Consider the following 21,706-nt stretch of genomic DNA (forward strand, 5'->3'; position numbering starts at 1 on the left):
GCGCACACTCATGTCATGAACGGCCCCCCAACATCCCGCCCGTCTCCCGCCGCCGCCCCGCCGGACGGGTCTTCGGCCCGCAGCCGTTTTGCCGCGCGCGCCCAGCGGTACTTCGCGCCGAGTACGGCCACCGGCTTCTCGGTCGTGTACGGGTAGGCCACGACCCCCCGCTCGTACAGGTACTGGCAGGCCTCCTCGACCTCGACGTCGCCCGCGAGCGACGCCACCACGGGCTTCTCGATGCCGCGTTCGCGGAACTCGGCCACCACGCGCGCGGTGAGTTCGGCGAAGACCATGGGAGGGGTCACGACGGTGTGCCAGTAGCCGAGGACGAGCGCGTGGACGCGCGGGTCCTGAAGGCCGAGCCGGATCGTCGCCTCGTACGTCGACGGCGGCTCGCCACCCGTGATGTCCACCGGGTTGCCCGCGGCCCCGAACGGCGGGATGAATTTCCGGAAGGACGCGTCGAGGTCCGGCGGGATCTCCATCAGGGACAGCCCGTTGTCGGTCACAGCGTCGGACAGCAGCACGCCGCTGCCGCCCGCCCCCGTGATGATCACGACGTTGTCGCCCCGGGGAGTGGGAAGCACCGGCAGGGCGCGCGCGTACTCCAGCATGTCGTTCAGCCCGGGAGCCCTGACGACACCGGCCTGCCGCAGGATGTCGTCGTAGACGGCGTCGTCGCCCGCCAGAGCGCCGGTGTGCGAGCCCGCGGCCCGCGCGCCGGCGGCCGTACGGCCGGCCTTGAGGACGACGACCGGCTTCCTCGGGACCGTGGCGCGGGCCGCCTCCACGAAGGCTCGGCCGTCCTTCAGGTCCTCCAGGTGCATCGCGACGCACGTCGTGTGCGGGTCCTCGCCGAACCAGGTGAGCAGGTCGTCCTCGTCCAGGTCCGCCTTGTTCCCGAGCCCGACGATCGCCGAGACACCCGTCTTCGTGGTGCGCGCGAACCCCAGGACGGCCATGCCGATGCCACCGGACTGAGAGGTGAGCGCGACACCGCCCTTCACGTCGTACGGTGTGCAGAACGTGGCGCACACGTCCTGCCAGGTCGAGTAGTAGCCGTAGATGTTCGGGCCCAGCAGCCGGACGCCGTACCGCTCGCCGATGGCCACGATCTCGTCCTGGAGCCCGTGTTCGCCGGTCTCCGCGAACCCGGACGGGATCAGGACCGCGTTGGGGATGTTCTTGCGCCCGACCCCCTCCAGGACCCGGGCCACCGCGGGGGCGGGGACCGCGAAGACCGCGACGTCCACCTCTCCGGGGATGTCCGCGACACTCGCGTAGGCCTTGCGGCCCTGGACGTCGTCGGCCCGTGGGTTCACCGGATGGATCTCGCCCGCGAAGCCCCCGTCGATGAGGTTGCGCAGCACCGCGTGGCCGATCTTGCCCGGAACGTCGGAGGCGCCGATCACGGCGATCGACGAGGGTCGCATCAGCCGGTCCATGGACGTGAGGATCTCCGCCCGGGTGTGGCGGCGCCGCCCGGCCGGAGCGCTCGGGCCGAGGAGCACGCGGATGTCGGCCGCGACCGCGCCCCGCGGGGTGGTGATCACCGGGTTGAGGTCCACCTCGGTGATCTCGGGGAAGTCCGTGACGAGTTCGGAGACCCGCCGGATCTGCTCGGCGATCGCCGGCCGGTCCACCGGCGGCGCGCCACGCACCCCGCGCAGGATCTCCGCCGCGCGGATCGAGTCCAGCATCGACAGCGCCTCGTCGGCGTTCACCGGCGCGAGCCGGAAGGTGACGTCCTTGAGGACCTCGACGAGCACACCGCCCAGTCCGAAGGCGACGACCTTGCCGAAGGCGGGGTCGGTGACCGCGCCGACGATGACCTCCTGCCCCGGCGGAAGCAGTTCCTGGACCTGCACGCCGTCGATCCGGGCGCGGGCGTCGTACGCCCGCGCGTTCTCGACGATCGTGCGGAAGGCGGCCCGTACGTCCGCCGCCCCCTCGACACCGACCAGCACACCGCCGGCCTCGGTCTTGTGCGGGATGTCGGGGGAGACGATCTTCATCACCACGGGGCCGCCGAAGCGCTCCGCGTGGGCCACCGCCTCGTCCTGGTCGTGGGCGATCTCCTCGCCGGGCACGGCGATCCCGTAGGCGTCGGCGAGCAGCTTGCCCTCGGGCGCCGTCAGCGCGGTCCGCCCCTCGCCCCGTATGCCGTCGAGGAGCGCCCGCACCCTCGCCACCCGGTCCTGGTCCGCCACGTCCTGGTCCGTCACCTCAGATCACCCCGCCCGACCTGAGCAACCGCAATTCCGCGTCGCCGAGGCCGAGTTCGCCGATGTAGATCTCCTCGTTGTGCTCACCCAGCAGCGGAGAGGCGGTGATGTCGACGGGGGAGTCGGAGAGTTTGAGCGGACTGCCGACGGTGACATAGGAGCCGCGTTCGGGGTGCTGGACCTCGACGACCATGTCGTTGGCGGCGAGCGAGGCGTCCTCGATGATCTCCTTGGTGGACAGGATCGGTCCGCACGGGATGTTCTGGGCGTTGAGTTTCTCCAGCACCCGCCATTTGGGCAAGGTGCTGGTCCATTCCTCGATGAGCTGGAACATCTTGGCGAGCTTGGGCAGCCGGGCCTGCGGGGTGGCCCACTCGGGGTCGTCGGCGAGCTCGGGGCGGCCGATCAGCCCGGTGAGCGGTGTCCAGCCGGTGGGCTGGACGATGACGTACACGTAGTCGTTGGGGCCGCCGGGCGCGCACTTGACGGCCCAGCCGGGCTGGCCGCCGCCGGAGGCGTTGCCGGAGCGGGGCACCTCGTCGCCGAAGTCCTCGTTGGGGTACTCGGCGAGGGGCCCGTACGCGAGGCGTTGTTGGTCGCGCAGTTTGACCCGGCAGAGGTTGAGGACGGCGTGCTGCATGGCGACGTTGACGCGCTGACCGCGTCCGGTGCGGGTGCGCTGGAGGAGGGCGGCGAGGATGGCGGCGACGGCGTGGATGCCGGTGCCGGAGTCGCCGATCTGCGCGCCGGTGGCCATCGGCGGCCCGTCCTCGAAACCGGTGGTGGCCATGGAGCCGCCCATGGCCTGCGCGACCACCTCGTACGCCTTGAAGTCGGTGTACGGACCGTCCCCGAAGCCCTTGATGGAGGCGTAGACGATCCGCGGGTTGATCTCGCGGATGCGGTCCCAGGTGAAACCCATGCGGTCGATCGCGCCGGGGCCGAAGTTCTCCACCATGACGTCCGAGCGGCGGATCAGCTCGGTCAGGAGCTGCTTGCCGCGCTCCGTCTTGGTGTTGAGGGTGATGCTGCGCTTGTTGCTGTTGAGCATGGTGAAGTAGAGGGAGTCGGCGTCCGGGATGTCCCGCAGCTGGGCGCGGGTGATGTCACCGGACGGTGCCTCGAGTTTGACCACGTCGGCGCCGAGCCATGCCATCAACTGGGTCGCCGAGGGACCGGACTGAACGTGCGTCATGTCCAGGACGCGGATGCCTTCGAGAGCCTTGGTCGTCACAGGTCACCTCACTTGTCCGTTGCCTTGAGCCGCCCCGATGCCGTCGGCGGTGGGCCAGGTTCGGCACATTGCATACAGTCGACGAATACTGTATGAAGATTGTTATCCCGCATCCGATGGGTGATGTCCAGGGGTCGTGCACCACTTTCAGGACAGGAGCCGAATCATGGACCTGTACGAGCACCAGGCGCGGCAGCTCTTCGAGGAGTACGGCATCCCGGTCCCGCGCGCCGAAGTCACGGACTCGCCCCGCGAGGCGCGCGGGATCGCCCGGGGGCTCGGCGGTCGCGTCGTCGTCAAGGCACAGGTCAGGACCGGCGGACGCGGCAAGGCGGGCGGCGTCAGGTTCGCCGAGGGCCCCGCCGCCGCCGAGCGGACGGCACGTCAGATCCTCGGCACGGACATCAAGGGTCACCCGGTCCGCACGGTGATGCTGGCCCAACCCGCGGACATCGAGAGCGAGTTCTACGTCTCGTACGTCCTCGACCGCGCCGCCGGACACTTCCTCGCGATCGCTTCGGCCGAGGGCGGCACGGAGATCGAGGAACTGGCCGCGACCAGGCCGGAGTCGGTGGCGCGCATCCCCGTGGACCCGGCCGAGGGCGTCACCTCGGCGAAGGCGAACGAGATCGTACGGGCTGCCGGGCTGCCGCCGCGGACCGCCGACATCCTGATGCGGCTCTGGCAGGTCCTCACCCGCGAGGACGCTCTCCTCGTCGAGGTGAACCCGCTCGTCCGTACCGCCCAGGGACACCTCCTGGCTCTCGACGGCAAGGTGACGCTCGACGACAACGCCCGTTTCCGCCAGCCGCGTTGGGGCGAGCAGGACGAACGGCACGACGACCCGCTGGAGGCGGCGGCCGCGGCCAAGGGCCTCACCTACGTGAAACTGGACGGCGAGGTCGGCGTCATCGGCAACGGCGCGGGCCTCGTCATGTCGACCCTCGACGTGATCGCCGGCTGCGGCGCCCGCCCCGCCAACTTCCTCGACATCGGCGGCGGAGCCTCCGCGCGGGTCATGTCCGACGGCCTGTCCGTCGTCCTCTCCGACCCGGACGTCAAGTCCGTCCTCGTCAATGTCTTCGGCGGCATCACCGCCTGCGACGCGGTCGCCGACGGCATCGTGCGGGCCCTGGACGCCGTACGCCCGACCAAACCGCTGTCGTCCGGCTCGACGGCAACAACGCCGTACGGGGCCGGGCCGTCGTCGACGACCGGGCTCACCCCCTGGTGCGGCAGACCACCACGATGGACGCCGCCGCCCGCCTCGCCGCCCGACTCGCCGACGCCGGCTGAAGGAGCAGGACATGGCCGTCTTTCTCACCAAGGAGTCCAAGGTCCTCGTCCAGGGCATGACCGGCGGCGAGGGCATGAGGCACACCCGGCGCATGCTCACGGCCGGCACGAACGTCGTCGGCGGGGTCAACCCGCGCAAGGCCGGCCGGACCGTCGGCTTCGACGTCCCGCAGAGCCCCGAGGGCCTGGGAAGCGCCCCCAGGGCCCTCCCTGTCTTCGGGTCGGTGCGCGAAGGGATCGAGGCGACCGGCGCGGACGTGAGCGTCGTCTTCGTCCCGCCCGCCTTCGCGCGGGCGGCCGTGTTGGAGGCCGCCGACGCCGGGATCGGTCTCGCCGTCGTCATCACCGAGGGCATCCCCGTCCACGACACCGTCGCCTTCCGCGCCCATGCCGCGGCCCGGGGCACCCGCGTCATCGGCCCCAACTGCCCCGGCCTCATCTCCCCCGGACAGTCCAACGCCGGCATCATCCCCGCCGACATCACCCGGCAGGGACGCATCGGCCTGGTTTCCAAGTCCGGCACTCTCACCTACCAACTGATGCACGAACTACGGCACATCGGCTTCTCGACCTGCGTGGGCATCGGCGGAGACCCCGTCGTCGGCACCACCCACATCGACTGCCTGGCGGCCTTCCAGGACGACCCCGACACCGAGCTGATCGTTCTCATCGGGGAGATCGGCGGCGACGCCGAGGAGCGGGCGGCCGCGTACGTCCGCGACCACGTCACCAAGCCCGTCGTCGGCTACATCGCCGGTTTCACCGCCCCCGAGGGCCGGACCATGGGCCACGCCGGCGCCATCGTCTCCGGCTCCTCGGGCACCGCCCGGGCCAAGAAGGCGGCCCTGGAGGCGGCCGGGGTGAGCGTGGGCGGCACCCCGACCGAGACCGCCCGGCTGGTCCTGGCCCGGCTGGCCGAGCCGGACACCCGGAGTGACGTCACTCATAGTTAATGTGAGGTGACTGCCGGAAACCGTACGACCTCACTACGTTCCCCCTACGTACGCGACGACTGTTCGCGCGGGCCCGTACGACCTGCCGCTCGGCAGAACCCGGGCCCCCCGCCCCCGACTGTGCACCGAGAGCGGAGACACCCATGACCACCCTCGACGCCAACCCGCTGGACCCCACCCCGCACCACCCCACCCCTCAGCACCCCGCCCCCCGCGACCCCACCCCTCTTGTCCTCAAGGCGGGTACGTCCTGGACCGACGCCTGGCGGCGGTGCCTCGCCGTCGCCCCCGAGGCGTTCCGCGACGACCGGGTCCTCAACCTCTGGAACTCCGGCTGGCAGGCGGACGGCCGGGCACTGCCCGCCACCAGCCCCGTCGACGGCAGCCCCATCGCGGGACCGCCACGGCTCGACGGCGCCACCGCCCGGCAGGCCGTCCGGGCCTCGCTGGACCAGCACCGGGCCTGGCGCCATGTGCCCATCGCGGAACGCCGGGCCCGCGTGGCGGCGACCCTCGACGCGCTCACCGAACACCGGGAACTGCTCGCCCTCCTGCTGGTCTGGGAGATCGGCAAGCCCTGGCGGCTCGCCCAGGCCGACGTGGACCGCGCGATCGACGGCGTGCGCTGGTACGTCGACGGTATCGAGCCCATGGTGGAGGGCCGGGCCCCGCTGGACGGACCCGTCTCCAACATCGCCAGCTGGAACTACCCGATGAGCGTGCTCGTCCACGCGATGCTGGTGCAGGCACTGGTGGGCAACGCGGTCATCGCCAAGACCCCGACCGACGGCGGCGTCGCCTGCCTCACCCTGGCCTGCGCGCTCGCCGTGCGCGAAGGCATCCCCGTCACCCTCGTCAGCGGCAGCGGGGGCGAGTTGTCGGAGGCGCTCGTGCGCGCGCCCGAGATCGGCTGCGTCTCCTTCGTCGGCGGCCGGGACACCGGAGCCGCGGTGGCCACCGCCGTCGCCGACCTCGGCAAGCGGCATGTCCTCGAACAGGAGGGGCTCAACACCTGGGGCATCTGGAACCACACCGACTGGGACGCGCTGACGGCCGTCGTCCCCAAGCTCTTCGACTACGGCAAGCAGCGCTGCACGGCCTACCCGCGCTTCGTCGTCCAGCGTGCCCTGTTCGACGACTTCCTCGCCGCGTACCTCCCGGCCGTCCGCACCCTGCGGATCGGCCACCCCCTCGCCGTCGAGCACCCCGACGACCCCTACCCCTCGCTGGACTTCGGCCCGGTCATCAACGCGGCCAAGGCCAAGGAACTCCACGACCAGGTCGCCGAGGCCATCGACCGGGGCGCCGTCCCGCTGCACCGCGGCAGGCTGTCCGACGCCCGCTTCCTGCCCGGCCAGGACACGGCCGCGTACGTCCAGCCCGTCACACTCCTCAACCCGCCCCCGTCCTCACCGCTGCACCACGCGGAACCCTTCGGCCCGGTCGACACGATCGTCCTGGTCGACACCGAGGCCGAGCTGCTCGCCGCGATGAACGCGTCGAACGGCGCGCTGGTCGCCACGCTGTCCACGGACGACGAGGCGACGTACACCCGACTCGCCCCGCAGATCCGCGCGTTCAAGGTCGGCCGCGGAAAGCCCCGCTCCCGGGGCGACCGCGACGAACTCTTCGGCGGCTTCGGCGCGTCGTGGCGCGGTGCGTTCGTGGGCGGGGAACTCCTGGTGCGCGCGGTGACCCGGGGGCCGGAGGGGGAGCGGTTGCCGGGGAACTTCCCGGAGTATCACTTGATGCCGTGAGCACGTGAGCACGTGAGCACGTGAGCACGTGAGCACGTGAGCACGTGGGCACGTGGGCACGTGAGTGCGTGAGCTCGTGAGGTCCGAGGGCGTCGGCCGGGATTCCCGCCGGTGCCGGGAACTCCGTGGATGAGTGCGGGCGGCGTCCGTAACAGGGCGCCGCCCTGCTGGGGTGGCCAGGCGCGCCGTGCCCCACCGGGTGGCCAGGTGCGCCGAGTCCGACCGGGGCGGGACGGCGTGCCGCGCTCCACCGGGGCGGCACGGCCGACCGATGCACCCGGCCGGCTATCCGATGCCCTGCCGGTCCGGGCGCAGGGCGAAGGCGCGGTCCGACGCCTCGGACACCGTGAGCTCCACGGCCTCGACGAGCAGCGCGCGGTGCCGCAGCAGCGGCTCGCGGCGGTCCGCGGGAGCGGTCATGGCCAGGTCGTCGAGCCCGGCGATGATGCGCCGGGTGACCTGCGGACTGCCCACCGCGCACCCCCGGATCTCGGCGAACCCGAGATCGACCAGCTCGGTCCACCCGGGCACGGGCTGCACCAGCCGCACGTTCCCGCGCCGGTCGCGATGGAGCGCCGCGTCGAGGGGGCGGCCGGCGACGGCGGAGAGGAACTGCACGATGCGGTCGATCGCCTGCACGGCCGTGGTCGGGTCGTTCACGGCGGCCGACAGGGCCCGCAGCCCGATGTCGGACAACTGGCGCAGCCCGAACGCGAAGTCCTGGTGGAAGGTGCGCTCGACACCGACGGACACGGTGTAGCTCAGGGACCGCCCCGAGGGAGCGGGACCTCCGTGCACGGCGAGCAGGGGCGTGCCCGGCACGACGAAGTCCCCGATCCGCGGGATCAGCCGCAGGACGACCCCCTGCTGCCGGGCCGCCTTCACCAGCCGGGCGATGTTCACGTCCCGCAGGACGCCGGCCCGCCCGTGATGGGCGACCCGGGCGGTCTCGGGGCCGAGCGCCTCCTCCTCGCCGGACGAACGGGCCACGGGCATCCGCGCGACGACCTTGAACGCCTCCCGGGTGATGCGGTCGATGACATGGCTGATGCGCATGAGCCGCAGGGTCTGGTTCACGTACATCACGAAGAGCAGGAGGCTCAGCCCCAGCATCAAGAGCGTCAGAACCGACTGCACCAGGGGGACCGAGGTCACCAGCCTGGCCTCGGCCTGCCCCTCGTACGAGGTCAGCACGAGGAGCGACAGCAGGAAGGTCGCGAGGAAGACGGCGAAGGTGGCCTTGGTGATCCGGCTGCGCACGAAGATCCGCACCACCCGCGGACTGAACTGTCCGCTCGCCATCTGCACGGCGACGAGCGAGATGCTGAAGACCACACCGATGAAGGTCATCATGGCCGAGCTGACCACGGTCACCACGGTCTTCGCGTCGTCGGCCAGGCGCAGCAGATCGTCGAGGGTGTCGTACTCTTCCGCCTTCTGCAGTGCCTCGACGATCGCGGTGTCGAGCTCGGACGCCACCGCCCACACCACGAAGACCAGCACCATGGCCGCGGTGGGCGCGAACCAGAACGTGTCCCGCAGATGCTCCCGCAACGGCGACAACGCCCTCGGCCGCCGCCCCTCCCGCAAACTCCCGGTATCCATCCAGTCACCCATGGTGAGACTGTATGTGCACCCCCACCTCGCGCCGCGGACCCGCTCCGGGGGCCCGGATATGCAGGTGAAGGGCACTCCGAAACCTTGGTATTGTTGTCCATGTCGCCGCGGGGAACACCCCCGGCCGGGCGGCAGACACCTAGTCCGGGTGGCGGAATGGCAGACGCGCTAGCTTGAGGTGCTAGTGCCCTTTAACGGGCGTGGGGGTTCAAGTCCCCCCTCGGACACTCTTACTCTTTGTAGCGATACACGAACGAGGATCACGACCGTCAGGTCGAGGTCCTCGTTGCGTTTTCCTGGCTCGAGGACTCCCCGGGGAGGCCGTCCGAGCGTCCCGGGCACCGGGGGCGGCGGCCGGTGGTGTGTCGGCCGCCGCCTGGCGGAAGGGACTCAGGCTCGCGTGCGCGAGTGGCGTGGCGTCAGTTCGAGGCGCTGCCCGAGACCCACTCGCTCCACGGCATGTTCCAGTCGCTGAGGCCGTTGTCCGGGGACACTGTGGCCTTGTCCGCGGAGTTCTTGACGATCACGACGTCACCGGTCATCGAGTTGTCGAAGAACCACGCGGCGGGCTGCTTGCCGTCGCCGGCGTTCCTGACGTCCTTCAGGCCCACGCAGCCGTGGCTGGTGTTGACCTTGCCGAAGACCGAGTCGCCGCCCCAGTAGTTGCCGTGGATGAACGTGCCCGAGGCGGTCAGGCGCATGGCGTGCGGTACGGCCTTGATGTCGTACGAGGGCTTGCCGTTCTTCTCCGTGAGGCCGACGGTCGCACCGTTCATGTGGATCTGCCGGTACTTCTCGGAGATGACCATCCGGCCGTTGTACGTCGGGTGCTCGGCGCTGCCGGACGAGATCGGGATGGTCTTGATCGTCTTGCCGTCCCGTACGACGGACATCTGCTTCGTTCTGGCGTCGACGGTGCTGATCTGGCTCCGGCCGATCTTGAACGTGACCGTCTCCTGAACGCCGTCGAGGCTCATCTTGACGGTGACGGTGGAGCCGGGCTTCCAGTAGTGCTCGGGGCGGAAGTCCAGGCGGCTGTTGTTGAGCCAGTGACCGACGACCTGCTCGCCGCTGCTGGAGCTGACCTGGATCTTCGACTCCACGGCGGCCTTGTCGCCGATCGCCTTGTCGAAGTTGAAGCTCACCGGCATGCCCACACCGACGGTCGAACCGTTCTCGGGGGAGAGGTGCCCGAGGAAGTCGTTGGCCGGGGAGACCGTGGAGATCGCGGCGTTCTCGGTGGCGGAACGGCCCTTCGCGTCCTCGGCCTCCGCGGCGACCTGATAGCGGGTGGCCTGCTTCAGCGGGCCGTTCGGCTGCCAGGACGTGCCGTCCGCGGACAGGGTGCCCGGAACCTCGGTGCCGGTCGCGATGGCGGTCATGGTCACCTTGGTGAGTCTGCCGTCGGTGACGGTGACGTTCACGGGGTCGCTGATCCCGAGGCCGTGGGCTTGGCCTGGCGTGATCTTTATTCGGGCGTCGGAAACGTCCTGGGTGTCCGCCTGATTCGCCGATGCCCGCGTGTCCGGGTGAGCCCCGGTGTCGTTGCTGGCCGCGTAGCTGGTACCGCCCAGCGCCGTGAGTGCGAGTGCGCCGACCGTAGCCGTCAGCCCGGTGCGTCGCTTGCGTACGGTGATCAAACGCTTCTCCCATGCCGCTGGTCGTTCAATCCCTCGGCTGATTGGCGGAGGGGTAATCAGCTCCAAAGAAGCATTTTTGCGCATTGGTCCGTTTTAGTGGGTGGATTGTGGTGGGTTTCACGCGTTACGCGCGTCGCTGAGACTCCGCCCGACGGCCGGATGGCGTGTGATCGATCCGCTCTCCCCGACCGGAGCGGGGCGTACGGCGACAGGGAGGCGAGAGGTCCGGCGTGACGGGCGACCGGCCCGCCACCGGCCCGCCCGGCCGTGGCCTCACCTGTCGGAGATCTCGGAGAGTCATGCCGTGTCCTCGGGGCCGGGCGCTTCGCGGCCGGATGCGGGAGCCGGCGGACCTCGCCCGTGCGCAGGGCGACCGTGGCCCGTGGCTGCATCGGCCCGTGCCCCCTGTCCATGAGCGGGGCGGGCCTCTCCGGGCCCTGCCCATGGATTCATCGACATGGCGACGTGGTCGCCGGGGGGCGCCTTCAGGTGACTGTGAGGTGGCACCTCGCGGCACCTCGCGGAGTCGAGCCATGCCCCTCGCGAAGTGGTCGGCGGGCGGCGGGAGTTCACCCATAGTCGTCGAGCTGGGGCCCCACCCTCGTACATGTGCCCGAACCCGACTCGACTCGCGACCGTCGGCTGGTAACTTCGTGTGTTCGGTCGGACACGTTCTGGTGGAGGAAGTCGCCAGGACCGGATGAACAGGTTCAACGACGGTGCATATTTCGCAGGTTCTGGACAAGGTCGACGCCGGAGACATCGCGCTTCCCGAGTTCCAGCGTGGCTATGTCTGGACGCGCGACCAGGTGCGCGGCTTCTTCCAGTCCCTCTATCGCGGATACCCCATCGGTGGCTTCCTGACCTGGAGCACCAAGGCCGACAGTGTGCAGACACGGGGCGGTGACTCGGGCCGGGACGGCTCGATCCACCTGCTGCTCGACGGTCAGCAGCGCGTCACCACTCTCTACGGAATCACCCGCGGCAGAGCTCCGAGCTTCTTCGAGGGCAATGCCTCGGCGCTGACCGGGCTGCACTTCAACCTCCAGACGGAGGCCTTCGAGTTCTACGCCCCGGCGAAGATGAAGGACAACCCGCTCTGGGTGGACGTCACCGCGCTCTTCCGGAGCGGACTGGCCGGCCAGCTCCTCGCCGTGACCCGGCTGGCGAACGGTGAGGCCGACCTCCAGGTCGCCTACATCGAACGCCTGAACCGCATCACCCAGATAAAGGATCGCAGTGTCCACATCGACGAGGTGACCGGCGAGGACAAGACCATCGACGTGGTCGTGGAGATCTTCAACCGGGTGAACTCGGGCGGTACCAAACTCTCCAAGGGTGACCTCGCCCTCGCCGCCATCTGCGCGGCCTGGCCGGCTGCCCGGCCGACCATGAACCGGGCGCTCCAGGATTGGTCGGCCGCCGGTTTCGGCTTCAAGCTCGACTGGCTGCTGCGCAATGTCAACGCCGTCATCACCGGTGAGGCACAGTTCTCCAAGCTCGCCGACGTGGATGTTCCGGCGTTCCGGTCGGGACTCGCCGAGACCATCGACTCCGTGTCGTATCTGCTCAACTCGCTCGGCGGACGGCTGGGGCTCGACCACGGCGCCGTTCTCAGCGGCCGCGGCGCCCTCCCGGTGATGAGCCGGCTGCTCCACCGCCATGGTGGATCGTTCCCCGACGCCATGACGCGCGACCGGCTCTTCTACTGGTACGTGCACAGCTTCCTCTGGGGCCGCCACGCGGGAGCCACCGAGACCGTCCTCAACCAGGACCTGCAGGCGCTCGACGACGGCGGGGTCGACCAGTTGATCAGCGTGCTGCGGCGCAGCCGCGGCGGCCATCTCGGGGTCGGCCCGGACGACTTCGTCGGATCCAGCATGGGCTCCCGCTTCTACCCGCTCCTCTACATGCTGACACGGGTGTACGGCGCCCAGGACTTCGTCAGCGGGGTCCCGCTGCGGGACGGGATGCTGGGACGTCTCAGCTCCCTCCAGGTGCACCACATTTTCCCCAAGGCGCTTCTCTACAAGCACGATCACAGCCGGGGAGAGGTGAACGCGGTCGCCAACTTCTGCTTCCTCACCCAGGACACGAACCTGAGGATCGGGGCGAAGGAGCCCGCGGACTATCTGGAGGAGATCGAGTCACGTATGCCGGGGGCGCTGGCGACGCAGTGGATCCCGATGGACCGTGACCTGTGGAAGGTGTCCAACTACCCGGACTTCCTCGCCGCCCGGCGCGCCCTGTTGGCCGGCGCCGCGAACGACTTCCTTCAGAGTCTGCACGACGGTCCGTCCCCCATGGCGTTGGCGGATGTGCGGGAGTCGCTGACCGCGGCCTCGTGCGCGGCCCCGTCCGGCACCGCGAAGGCCGACCCCGCCGACGAGGTCCCAGGTCTCCGCGCGCTGCTGTCCGACGTGCGCGAAGCCGATCTGGCCGAACCGGAGCTGGACAGCGAGGTCAGCGACCCGCGTACCGGCGCCGCCATCACCGTGGCAGCCGCCTTCTGGCCTCAGGGGCTGCGGGCGGAAGGCGGCGTGCCCGTCGTCCTGGTCCCTGACACGACCGAGGAGGAGCAGACGGCCCTCGAAGCCGGTGACTACCGCCTCTTCCACAGCGCGGACGCGCTGCGTGCGTACGTCAGGAATCTGTGCGCCGAGCAGTGAGTCCGGGACCCGCGGCCTGAACCGGGCCGCCGGTCGGATCGGTGGCGGTGCTGGACCCTGGCCGCCCGTCGGCGCGGGGCGGCCGAACCGGCTGCTGGTGTCCGCCTCCGGCCAGGGTCGAGGGCGGAGGACGAGGCCGTGCCCGGACGGACGATCCCACCCGGCCCGCGCGAGCGCGCCGTTCACGCGCCGGACGACTCGAGATCCGGCGGCGGACAGGCCCGCGCGCGGTTCGGGGGAGTGACACGACAACGCCTCGACGGAGACGGAGAGGGGTGGTCGGGGACATCAGCCTCCTCACCCCGGGATTGCATATCACATACATATCGCGGGTACGACCTTGTCCGTGATGTTCCCCAGGACCCCCAGGTGTCCCGCTCCGCGATGCGCGCCCGGGGTGTCGTCGCGTGGGGATGCTCACCGGTGCGGTCGTGTCCCCGGGGTGGCTCCGGTGGCCGCGACCGCGCGTCGGCGAGCCTGTGTTCGCGAGCCCGTGTTCGCGACGCGATGAGTGGTCCTTTCGCTGTCGACCGGAGTGAGGTAGCCCAGCATGTCGACTCCAGCACCCCGTCTCGCCCCGTCCGCCGACCCCCTTCCGGGCGGCGGGACGGTCATCGACCGGCTCGTGACGGCCAACCGCGCGTACGCCGCCGGGTTCACGGACCCGGGCATGGGTGCGCGCCCGGTCCAGCGCGTCGCCGTCGTGGCCTGCATGGACGCCCGGATCGACCTTCATGCCGCGCTCGGTCTCCAATTGGGGGACTGTCATACCGTCCGTAACGCGGGCGGTGTCGTCACCGACGACGCGATCCGCTCTCTGACGATCAGCCAACGCGCGCTCGGCACCCGCAGCGTCATACTCATCCACCACACGGGCTGCGGCCTGCAGACTCTGACCGAGGACTTCCGGCACGAGCTGGAGATGGAGGTCGGGCAGCGGCCCGCTTGGGCGGTCGAGGCCTTCAGCGACGTCGACCAGGACGTACGGCAGTCGATGCAGCGGGTGCGCACATCACCGTTCCTGCCGCACACCGACGATGTCCGAGGCTTCGTCTTCGATGTCACGACCGGGCTGTTGCGGGAGATCGACCCGCGGGCTTGAGGCGCCCCGCCCTCTCGCTGTCGGCGGGCGTCCGCGGGGAGAGGGCATCGTCCCACCCGGGCGTCGCCCTGGTCCGCCTCTTGGAATTCGTCCCGGCGGTCCTCTGGCGCATCTCAAGAGAGGACAGCATACTGTATGCAATTCCTGTGGGAGGTCGTTCCCGAGAAGGGGGTCGCCCCGTGTCGTACCGGAGTTCTCTCTCCGTCGTCCTGGCCGAAGTCGTCGCGCCCGCAGCCGAAGTGGCCGCGCGGGAAGGCAGGTTCCCCCGCTCGGCCGTGACCGCGCTCGGCCGTGCCGGACTGCTCGGGCTCACTGTCTCCCCGGAGTTCGGCGGAGGAGGGCTCGGGCTGCCGGAGGCCGCCGACGTGGTGGCGCGGACAGCGCGCGTCTGCCCCGCGACCGCCGCCGTGCTCGCGTCCCACTTCGCCGCGGTCGCCGCCGTCGAATCCTGCGGCGGTTCCTGGGTGCGCGGCGAGGTCGCCGCCGGACGGCACCTCGTCGGCCTCGCCCTGTCCGAGGGGGGATCCGGCGACCAGGAGAGGGAGGTCCCGTACGGGATACCGTCCTCGGTCGCCACGCGCTTCGCCGACGTCGTCGCCCTCCGGGGTCGAAAGCGGCAGGTGGTGGCGGCGGGCGAGGCCGACAGCTACCTCTGGTCCTCCCGGCCGCTCACCGGGCCGGACGGCCTGACGCTGTGGGTGGTTCCGGCGCAGGCCCCGGACCTGTTCGTCCCGGCCAGGCCCGGCGGGGGAGGGCCCAGCGGCAGCGCGACCTCCACGGTGTGCGCCGATCCGGTCCTGCTTCCCGCCGACGCGATGCTCGGACGGGACGGCGGAGGGCTCGACATGCTGCTGCGGACCGTGCGGCCATGGCTGCTGGAACTGAGGGCGGCTGTCGGCGCCGACGTCTTCGGCCCCGGCGCCGAGGGCTCCGGTGAGAAGGGCCCCGATGGGAAGGGCCCCGGTGCGGACGGCCCTGATGAGAAGGGGCCCGGTGACCAGGACCTCGCCCTTGGCCCCGGCCGCCGTCCCGTCGACTCTCTCGCGTCGACGTGAGGCCGGCCCGGCGGACGGCGTGACCAGGTGGGCGGCGTGATGAGTCCCGCGCGAACGCCCGTCCGGTCAGTCCTGGTTGGCCCCGGCGGCGAGCTGCTTGCCGTAGAAGCCCGTGGTGCGCTCGGTGTGCTTGCGCATGACCTCGCCGGCACGGTCCGCGTCACCCTTGGCGATGGCCCTGATCAGCTGGGCGTGCTCGTTCCAGGCCTCCTTGCCGCGGGGCCGGGCGATCGGCGTGTAGTACCAGCGGACCTTCTGGCTGACGCCCGCGATCAGTTCGGCCAGTACGGCGTTGTCGGCCACGGAGGTGATGAAGGCGTGCAGGGCGGTGTTGGCCGCGACCAGACGCTCGACATCGCTCGCGGCGAGGGCGTCGACGCCTTCCTGGTGCAACTCCCAGAGCCGTTCCACGTCCTCGGGCTTCGCGTGCTGGGCGGCGAGCTGGGCCGAGTAGGTCTCCAGGACCGCGCGGACACCGAGGAGTTGGGCGGCCTCCTGCTCGCTGGGGGAGTGGACGAAGGCGCCCTGGGCGGGGCGCAGGTCGACCCAGCCGTCGGTCTGGAGCCGTTGCAGGGCTTCGCGTACGGGCTGGCGGCTGACTCCGAGGTGCTCGGCGAGTTCCGCCTCGACCAGGTGCTGGCCGGGCTTGAGGGAGCCGCTGACGATCAGCTCGGTCAGGGCGTCGTACACGGCCTGCCGCAGTGGCGCCGGGCGGGTGACGCGCCGGGACGCGGCGGCCGTGAGTGCCTCACGCATGGGAGCCCCGTTCTGCCACCGGGCCCGCGGGGGGCCGACGGCTCTGCCGAGTGGTGGCCGCCGAGAGGGTCGCCGACGGCTGCGTCAGCATACAGGTTTTCGTATGCAGGATGGTGGCCGCTTCGGGAGTGATCCAGGTCGGCCGGAGGTATCACCGGAGTCGCCCTCCGGCCGTCTTCGAGCAGGTGGCAGGTGGCAGGTGTGTGCGGCGGCCGGTGGCGGCGGTGGACCCGGGTCCGTCCGCGCTTGAGGAGCCGTACGGGGTGCTCGCGTCGCCGGTCGCCGGCCCGGCCAAGTCCCGCCTCCGTGAAGAGGGTTGAGCCCGATTGAGTTCTGTATACAGAAGCCTGTATGGGGTAGTGTCTCAGTCTCCCCGAGCATCGCCGGGGACCCGCGTGACGGAAGGCGGAGCGATCATGACGACCAGCGCGAGTGACGTGACGGTCGAGAGCGTGGTCCGGAGGGTGGCGGCCGGTCATCGGGATCAGCGCGGTGCGCTGCTGCCCGTACTGCACGCCGTGCAGGCCGAGTTGGGCCATGTGCCGCAAGAGGCGATTCCGGTGCTCGCCGACGAGTTCAACCTCTCCCGGGCGGACGTCCACGGAGTGGTGACCTTCTACCACGACTTCCGCCGCGAACCGGCAGGACGCACCACCGTGCGCATCTGCCGGGCCGAGGCCTGCCAGGCCCTGGGCGCCGACGGTCTGGTGACCTACGTCCGTGAGGCCGGGCTGACGCCGGGGGAGACGACCGCGGACGGTGCCGTGACCGTCGAGCAGGTCTTCTGCCTCGGCAACTGCGCCCTCGGCCCGGCGGTCGAGGTGAACGGCCGGCTGTACGGACGTGTCGGGCCGGCCCGGCTGGGCTCGATCCTCGACGGGACGGTCTCGTCGTGAACGACACAGCGCACCCCGTGGCCACGGTCTACGTTCCCCGGGACTCGGCCGCCCGGTCCGTCGGCGCGGACGACATCGCGGAAGCCCTGCAGCAGGCGGCGACCCGCGGTGACTTCGCCCTCGACGTCGTACGCAACGGATCACGCGGCATGCTCTGGCTGGAACCCCTCGTCGAGGTGGTGACCCCGCACGGCCGCGTCGGATACGGCCCCGTGACGCCGTCCGACGTCGACGACCTGCTCGCGGCGGGCATGCTCGACGGCGCCGACCATCCCCTGCGGCTCGGCGTCGTGGACGAACTGCCCTGGCTGGCACGCCAGAACCGGGTCACCTTCGCCCGCGTCGGGGTCACCGACCCGCTGTCCACGGACGACTACCTGGCGCACGGCGGCCTCGCGGGACTGCGCGCCGCGCTGAAGCGACCGCCCGCCGACGTGGTCGCCGAGGTCACCGCGTCCGGACTGCGCGGCCGGGGCGGCGCGGGATTCCCCGCCGGCGTCAAATGGAAGACGGTGCTCGACTGCGCGGACGAGCTGAAGTTCGTCTGCTGCAACGCGGACGAGGGCGACAGCGGCACCTTCGCGGACCGGATGGTCATGGAGGGCGACCCGTTCATGCTCATCGAGGGCATGACGATCGCCGCGCACGCCGTCGGCGCGAGCGAGGGCTACCTCTACATCCGCTCGGAGTACCCGGACGCGGTGGCCACCCTGCGCGCCGCGATCGGCATCGCCCGCGAACACGGCTGGCTCGGCAGGGGCATCCTCGGCTCGACGCTCGACTTCGACCTGCACGTCCGCGTCGGCGCCGGGGCGTACATCTGCGGCGAGGAGACCTCCATGCTGGAGAGCCTGGAGGGCAAACGCGGCACGGTACGCGCCAAGCCGCCGATCCCCGCGATCGAGGGCCTGTTCGGCAGACCGACCGTGGTGAACAACGTCCTCACCCTCGCCACGGTCCCCGTCGTGCTGGCGTCCGGTGCGCAGGCCTACCAGGAACTCGGCGTCGACCGCTCACGCGGCACCCAGGTCTTCCAGCTCGGCGGCAACATCGCGCACGGCGGCATCGTCGAGACCGCGTTCGGCGTCACGCTGCGCGAACTCGTCGAGGACTACGGCGCCGGCACCTTCTCCGGGCGCCCGGTGCGCACGGTGCAGGTCGGCGGGCCGCTCGGCGCCTACCTCCCGACATCGATGTTCGACCTGCCGATGGACTACGAGGCCTTCGCGGCGGCGGGCGCGATGGTCGGCCACGGCGGCGTCGTGGTCTTCGACGACACCGTCGACATGGCCGCGCAGGCCCGCTTCGCGATGGAGTTCTGCGCCGCGGAGTCCTGCGGCAAGTGCACGCCGTGCAGGGTCGGTTCGGTGCGCGGCATCGAGGTGATCGACAAGATCGTGGCCGGTCGGCACCGGGACGAGAACCTGGCGCTGCTGGAAGATCTGTGCGACCTGATGACCGACGGCTCGCTGTGCGCGATGGGCGGGCTGACGCCGATGCCCGTACGGAGCGCCCTCACCCACTTTCCCGACGACTTCCTCGCCCGCGGACCGGGCCGGGAGGTCGACTCCCGGCAGCCCAGCGGCGCGAGGACGGAGGGCACGGCATGACACTGCTCAAGGAACCCGACTTCGGAACTCCGGAACGACCCGGCGAGGCCACGGTGTCGGTCGAGGTGGACGGGCTGGCGGTGACCGTGCCCGAGGGGACGTCCGTGCTGCGCGCCGCGGCACAGGCCGGTGTCGACATACCCAAACTGTGCGCCACGGACAGCCTGGAGCCGTTCGGCTCCTGCCGTCTGTGCGTGGTGGAGATCGACGGCAGGCGGGGCACCCCGGCCTCCTGCACCACCCCGGTGGCGGACGGCATGAAGGTGAGCACCCAGACGCCGAAGGTGGAGAAGCTCCGCCAGGGCGTCATGGAGCTGTACATCTCCGACCACCCGCTCGACTGTCTGACCTGCCCGGCCAACGGCGACTGCGAACTGCAGGACATGGCGGGCGTGGTGGGCCTGCGGCAGGTGCGCTACGGCTACGAGGGCGAGAACCACCTCGACGCCGAGAAGGACACGTCCAACCCCTACTTCGACTTCGACCCCTCCAAGTGCATCGCCTGCTCCCGTTGCGTGCGTGCCTGCGGCGAGGTGCAGGGCACGTTCGCGCTGACCATCGAGGGGCGTGGCTTCGACTCCAAGGTCTCGCCCGGCGCCGCCGAGTCGTTCATGGACTCCGAGTGCGTCTCCTGCGGGGCCTGCGTCCAGGCCTGCCCGACCTCCACGCTCCAGGAGAAGTCGGTGGTCGAACTCGGCATGCCGACCCGGTCGGTGGTCACCACCTGCGCCTACTGCGGGGTCGGCTGCTCCTTCAAGGCCGAGCTGCGCGGCGACGAACTCGTGCGGATGGTGCCGCACAAGGACGGCGGCGCGAACGAGGGCCACTCCTGTGTGAAGGGCCGTTTCGCCTTCGGCTACGCCACCCACCCCGACCGGATGCTCAGGCCCATGGTCCGCGACAGGATCACCGATCCCTGGCGCGAGGTCGAGTGGGACGAGGCGATCGGCACGGTCGCCCGGCGGCTGCGGGACATCCAGAGCCGGTACGGACCGAGTTCGATCGGTGCGATCTCCTCGTCGCGGTGCACCAACGAAGAGGTCTACGTCGTGCAGAAGATGGTGCGCGCCGCCTTCGGCAACAACAACGTGGACACCTGCGCCCGCGTCTGCCACTCCCCGACGGGATACGGGCTCAAGCAGACCTTCGGCGAGTCGGCCGGCACCCAGGACTTCCGTTCCGTGGCGGAGGCCGACGTCATCATGGTGATCGGGGCCAACCCCACCGACGGGCACCCGGTGTTCGCCTCGCGCATGAAGCGACGCCTGCGCGAGGGAGCGGAGTTGATCGTCGTCGACCCGCGCCGCATCGACCTGGTGCGCTCACCGCACATCGAGGCCGCGCACCACCTCCAGCTCAGGCCCAGCACCAACGTCGCCGTGGTCAACGCCATGGCGCACGTGGTCGTCACCGAGGGCCTGGTCGACCGGTCCTTCGTGGACCGCAGGTGCGAGGGGTTCGACGCCTGGGCGGAGTTCGTCGCCCTTCCCGAGAACAGCCCGGAGGCCACCGAGGAGATCAGCGGGGTACCCGCCGGTCAACTGCGGGCCGCCGCCCGGCTGTACGCGAAGGCACCGAACGGGGCCATCTACTACGGCCTCGGCGTCACCGAGCACAGCCAGGGCTCGACCATGGTCATGGGAATGGCCAACCTCGCCATGGCGTGCGGCAACATCGGCCGCGACGGTGTCGGGGTCAACCCGCTGCGCGGCCAGAACAACGTTCAGGGCTCCTGCGACATGGGTTCCTTCCCGCACGAACTGCCCGGCTACCGGCATGTCTCCGACGACGCCGTGCGCGAGGTGTTCGAGAACCTGTGGGGCCGCACACTTCTCGCCGAGCCCGGCCTGCGCATCCCCAACATGTTCGACGCCGCGATCGACGGCACCTTTCGCGGTCTGTTCGTGCACGGCGAGGACATCGCGCAGTCCGACCCCAACCTCCAGCACGTCACCGCCGCGCTCGAAGCGATGGAACTCGTCGTCGTGCAGGACCTGTTCCTCAACGAGACGGCCAAGTTCGCGCACGTCTTCCTGCCCGGCGCGTCCTTCCTGGAGAAGGACGGCACCTTCACCAACGCCGAGCGCCGGATCAACCGGGTGCGCGCGGTGATGAAGCCGAAGACGGGCAAGCACGAGTGGCAGATCGTGTGCGAGATCGCCACCGCCATGGGCTACCCGATGGCGTACGACCATCCGAGCCGGATCATGGAGGAGATCGCCTCCGTCACCCCGACGTTCACCGGTGTCTCCTTCGACGTGCTCGACAGGCTGGGCAGCGTGCAGTGGCCGTGCAACGCCTCGGCCCCCGAGGGGACCCCCGTGATGCATGTGGACGAATTCGTGCGCGGCAAGGGAAGGTTCGTCGTCACCGCGTATGTGCCGACCAACGAACGCAGCACCCGGCGCTTCCCGTTGGTGCTCACGACCGGGCGCATCCTCAGCCAGTACAACGTGGGCGCGCAGACCCGGCGTACCGGCAATGTCGCCTGGCATCCCGAGGACATCCTGGAGCTGCATCCGCACGACGCCGAGGTGCGCGGCATCACCGACGGCGCGCTCGTGACACTGGCCAGCCGGGTCGGGCGGACGACGCTGCGGGCGGAGATCTCCGACCGGATGCCGGCCGGCGTCGTCTACACCACGTTCCACCACCCCGTGACCGGCGCCAACGTGGTGACCACCGAGAACTCGGACTGGGCGACCAACTGCCCCGAGTACAAGGTGACCGCCGTACAGGTCGGTCTCGTCCATCCGCTCGGACACGGCGACGAGGTGTCGGAGCGGGCCCGGGACGGAGAGTCGGAACGGACCCGGGACGGAGAGCCGGAGCGGACCGGGGACGACGTACTCACGGCGGTGGACTGAGGTGACGGCGAGCGTGCCGCCGGAAC

Annotated in this window: 13 protein-coding genes, 1 tRNA gene and 1 pseudogene; 10 read left to right on the top strand and 5 right to left on the bottom strand. The window is 70.5% G+C overall.

Annotation, left to right across the window (positions count from 1 at the left end):
- Positions 1–8: 8 nt before the first annotated feature.
- On the bottom strand, positions 9–2,228 hold the full coding sequence (locus ACFWBT_RS04300; protein WP_385695694.1) for an acetate--CoA ligase family protein: 2,220 nt from the start codon (positions 2,226–2,228) through the stop codon (positions 9–11).
- 1 nt (position 2,229) lies between these two features.
- Positions 2,230–3,462 (bottom strand): formyl-CoA transferase, encoded by a 1,233-nt coding sequence (frc, locus tag ACFWBT_RS04305; protein ID WP_385695696.1) that lies wholly within the window; start codon positions 3,460–3,462, stop codon positions 2,230–2,232.
- Positions 3,463–3,628: 166 nt separating this feature from the next.
- Here frc and sucC point away from each other — a divergent pair.
- The 3 genes and pseudogenes from sucC (at position 3,629) to ACFWBT_RS04320 (ending at position 7,468) form a co-directional block, all read left to right on the top strand.
- Positions 3,629–4,758 (top strand): annotated as a pseudogene (sucC, locus tag ACFWBT_RS04310) (ADP-forming succinate--CoA ligase subunit beta).
- An 11-nt stretch (positions 4,759–4,769) separates the two neighbouring features.
- A complete protein-coding gene (gene sucD, locus ACFWBT_RS04315) occupies positions 4,770–5,711 on the top strand; it encodes a succinate--CoA ligase subunit alpha (protein WP_385695699.1) in 942 nt (313 codons plus the stop codon).
- Positions 5,712–5,854: 143 nt separating this feature from the next.
- Positions 5,855–7,468, top strand: a complete 1,614-nt coding sequence (locus tag ACFWBT_RS04320) for an aldehyde dehydrogenase family protein (RefSeq protein WP_385695701.1) — start codon at positions 5,855–5,857, stop codon at positions 7,466–7,468.
- A gap of 285 nt (positions 7,469–7,753) precedes the next feature.
- Here ACFWBT_RS04320 and ACFWBT_RS04325 read toward each other — a convergent pair whose 3' ends face one another.
- A complete protein-coding gene (locus tag ACFWBT_RS04325; protein ID WP_385695703.1) occupies positions 7,754–9,085 on the bottom strand; it encodes a DUF2254 domain-containing protein in 1,332 nt (443 codons plus the stop codon).
- Positions 9,086–9,227: 142 nt separating this feature from the next.
- On the opposite strand from ACFWBT_RS04325, the gene ACFWBT_RS04330 reads away from it, so the two are divergent.
- A tRNA-Leu gene (locus tag ACFWBT_RS04330) sits at positions 9,228–9,312 on the top strand.
- Positions 9,313–9,504: 192 nt separating this feature from the next.
- On the opposite strand, the gene ACFWBT_RS04335 is transcribed toward ACFWBT_RS04330, so the two are convergent.
- On the bottom strand, positions 9,505–10,725 hold the full coding sequence (locus tag ACFWBT_RS04335) for an Ig-like domain-containing protein (protein WP_385695706.1): 1,221 nt from the start codon (positions 10,723–10,725) through the stop codon (positions 9,505–9,507).
- Positions 10,726–11,444: 719 nt separating this feature from the next.
- On the opposite strand from ACFWBT_RS04335, the gene ACFWBT_RS04340 reads away from it, so the two are divergent.
- The 3 genes from ACFWBT_RS04340 to ACFWBT_RS04350 all read left to right on the top strand — a co-directional run bounded on the left by ACFWBT_RS04340 (position 11,445) and on the right by ACFWBT_RS04350 (position 15,551).
- On the top strand, positions 11,445–13,394 hold the full coding sequence (locus tag ACFWBT_RS04340) for a DUF262 domain-containing protein (protein WP_385695707.1): 1,950 nt from the start codon (positions 11,445–11,447) through the stop codon (positions 13,392–13,394).
- 550 nt (positions 13,395–13,944) lie between these two features.
- Positions 13,945–14,496: a beta-class carbonic anhydrase gene (locus ACFWBT_RS04345; protein ID WP_385695710.1), complete on the top strand. Its 552-nt coding sequence runs from the start codon at positions 13,945–13,947 to the stop codon at positions 14,494–14,496.
- Positions 14,497–14,675: 179 nt separating this feature from the next.
- Complete coding sequence (locus ACFWBT_RS04350) at positions 14,676–15,551, top strand: acyl-CoA dehydrogenase family protein (protein WP_385695713.1); 876 nt, start codon at positions 14,676–14,678, stop codon at positions 15,549–15,551.
- Positions 15,552–15,617: 66 nt separating this feature from the next.
- Here the strand turns inward: ACFWBT_RS04350 and ACFWBT_RS04355 are convergent, their stop codons facing one another.
- Positions 15,618–16,307, bottom strand: a complete 690-nt coding sequence (locus ACFWBT_RS04355) for a GntR family transcriptional regulator (protein WP_385695715.1) — start codon at positions 16,305–16,307, stop codon at positions 15,618–15,620.
- Positions 16,308–16,723: 416 nt separating this feature from the next.
- On the opposite strand from ACFWBT_RS04355, the gene ACFWBT_RS04360 reads away from it, so the two are divergent.
- Genes ACFWBT_RS04360 through fdhF form a run of 3 tightly spaced genes read left to right on the top strand, consistent with a single transcriptional unit; the run spans position 16,724 to position 21,680 of the window.
- The gene (locus ACFWBT_RS04360) at positions 16,724–17,203 is read left to right on the top strand and encodes an NAD(P)H-dependent oxidoreductase subunit E (RefSeq protein ID WP_385695718.1); all 480 of its coding nucleotides are present in this window, start codon (positions 16,724–16,726) and stop codon (positions 17,201–17,203) included.
- Positions 17,200–18,813, top strand: coding sequence for a formate dehydrogenase beta subunit (locus tag ACFWBT_RS04365; protein ID WP_385695720.1), 1,614 nt, complete (start codon positions 17,200–17,202; stop codon positions 18,811–18,813). Before ACFWBT_RS04360 ends, ACFWBT_RS04365 begins: the two co-directional genes overlap by 4 nt.
- On the top strand, positions 18,810–21,680 hold the full coding sequence (gene fdhF, locus ACFWBT_RS04370) for a formate dehydrogenase subunit alpha (protein ID WP_385695721.1): 2,871 nt from the start codon (positions 18,810–18,812) through the stop codon (positions 21,678–21,680). The genes ACFWBT_RS04365 and fdhF overlap by 4 nt, the downstream gene beginning before the upstream one ends.
- The last annotated feature ends 26 nt before the right edge of the window (positions 21,681–21,706 follow it).

The sequence above is a fragment of the Streptomyces sp. NPDC060027 genome, from assembly GCF_042737005.1.
In the GTDB taxonomy this organism is placed as follows: Bacteria; Actinomycetota; Actinomycetes; order Streptomycetales; family Streptomycetaceae; genus Streptomyces.

Excerpts from the sequence above, each read along its gene's own strand:
- sucD (WP_385695699.1), top strand. The coding sequence starts at position 4,770 with ATGGCCGTCTTTCTCACCAAGGAGTCCAAGGTCCTCGTCCAGGGCATG.
- ACFWBT_RS04320 (WP_385695701.1), top strand. The coding sequence starts at position 5,855 with ATGACCACCCTCGACGCCAACCCGCTGGACCCCACCCCGCACCACCCC.
- ACFWBT_RS04325 (WP_385695703.1), bottom strand. The coding sequence starts at position 9,085 with ATGGGTGACTGGATGGATACCGGGAGTTTGCGGGAGGGGCGGCGGCCG.
- ACFWBT_RS04345 (WP_385695710.1), top strand. The coding sequence starts at position 13,945 with ATGTCGACTCCAGCACCCCGTCTCGCCCCGTCCGCCGACCCCCTTCCG.
- ACFWBT_RS04355 (WP_385695715.1), bottom strand. The coding sequence starts at position 16,307 with ATGCGTGAGGCACTCACGGCCGCCGCGTCCCGGCGCGTCACCCGCCCG.
- ACFWBT_RS04360 (WP_385695718.1), top strand. The coding sequence starts at position 16,724 with ATGACGACCAGCGCGAGTGACGTGACGGTCGAGAGCGTGGTCCGGAGG.
- fdhF (WP_385695721.1), top strand. The coding sequence starts at position 18,810 with ATGACACTGCTCAAGGAACCCGACTTCGGAACTCCGGAACGACCCGGC.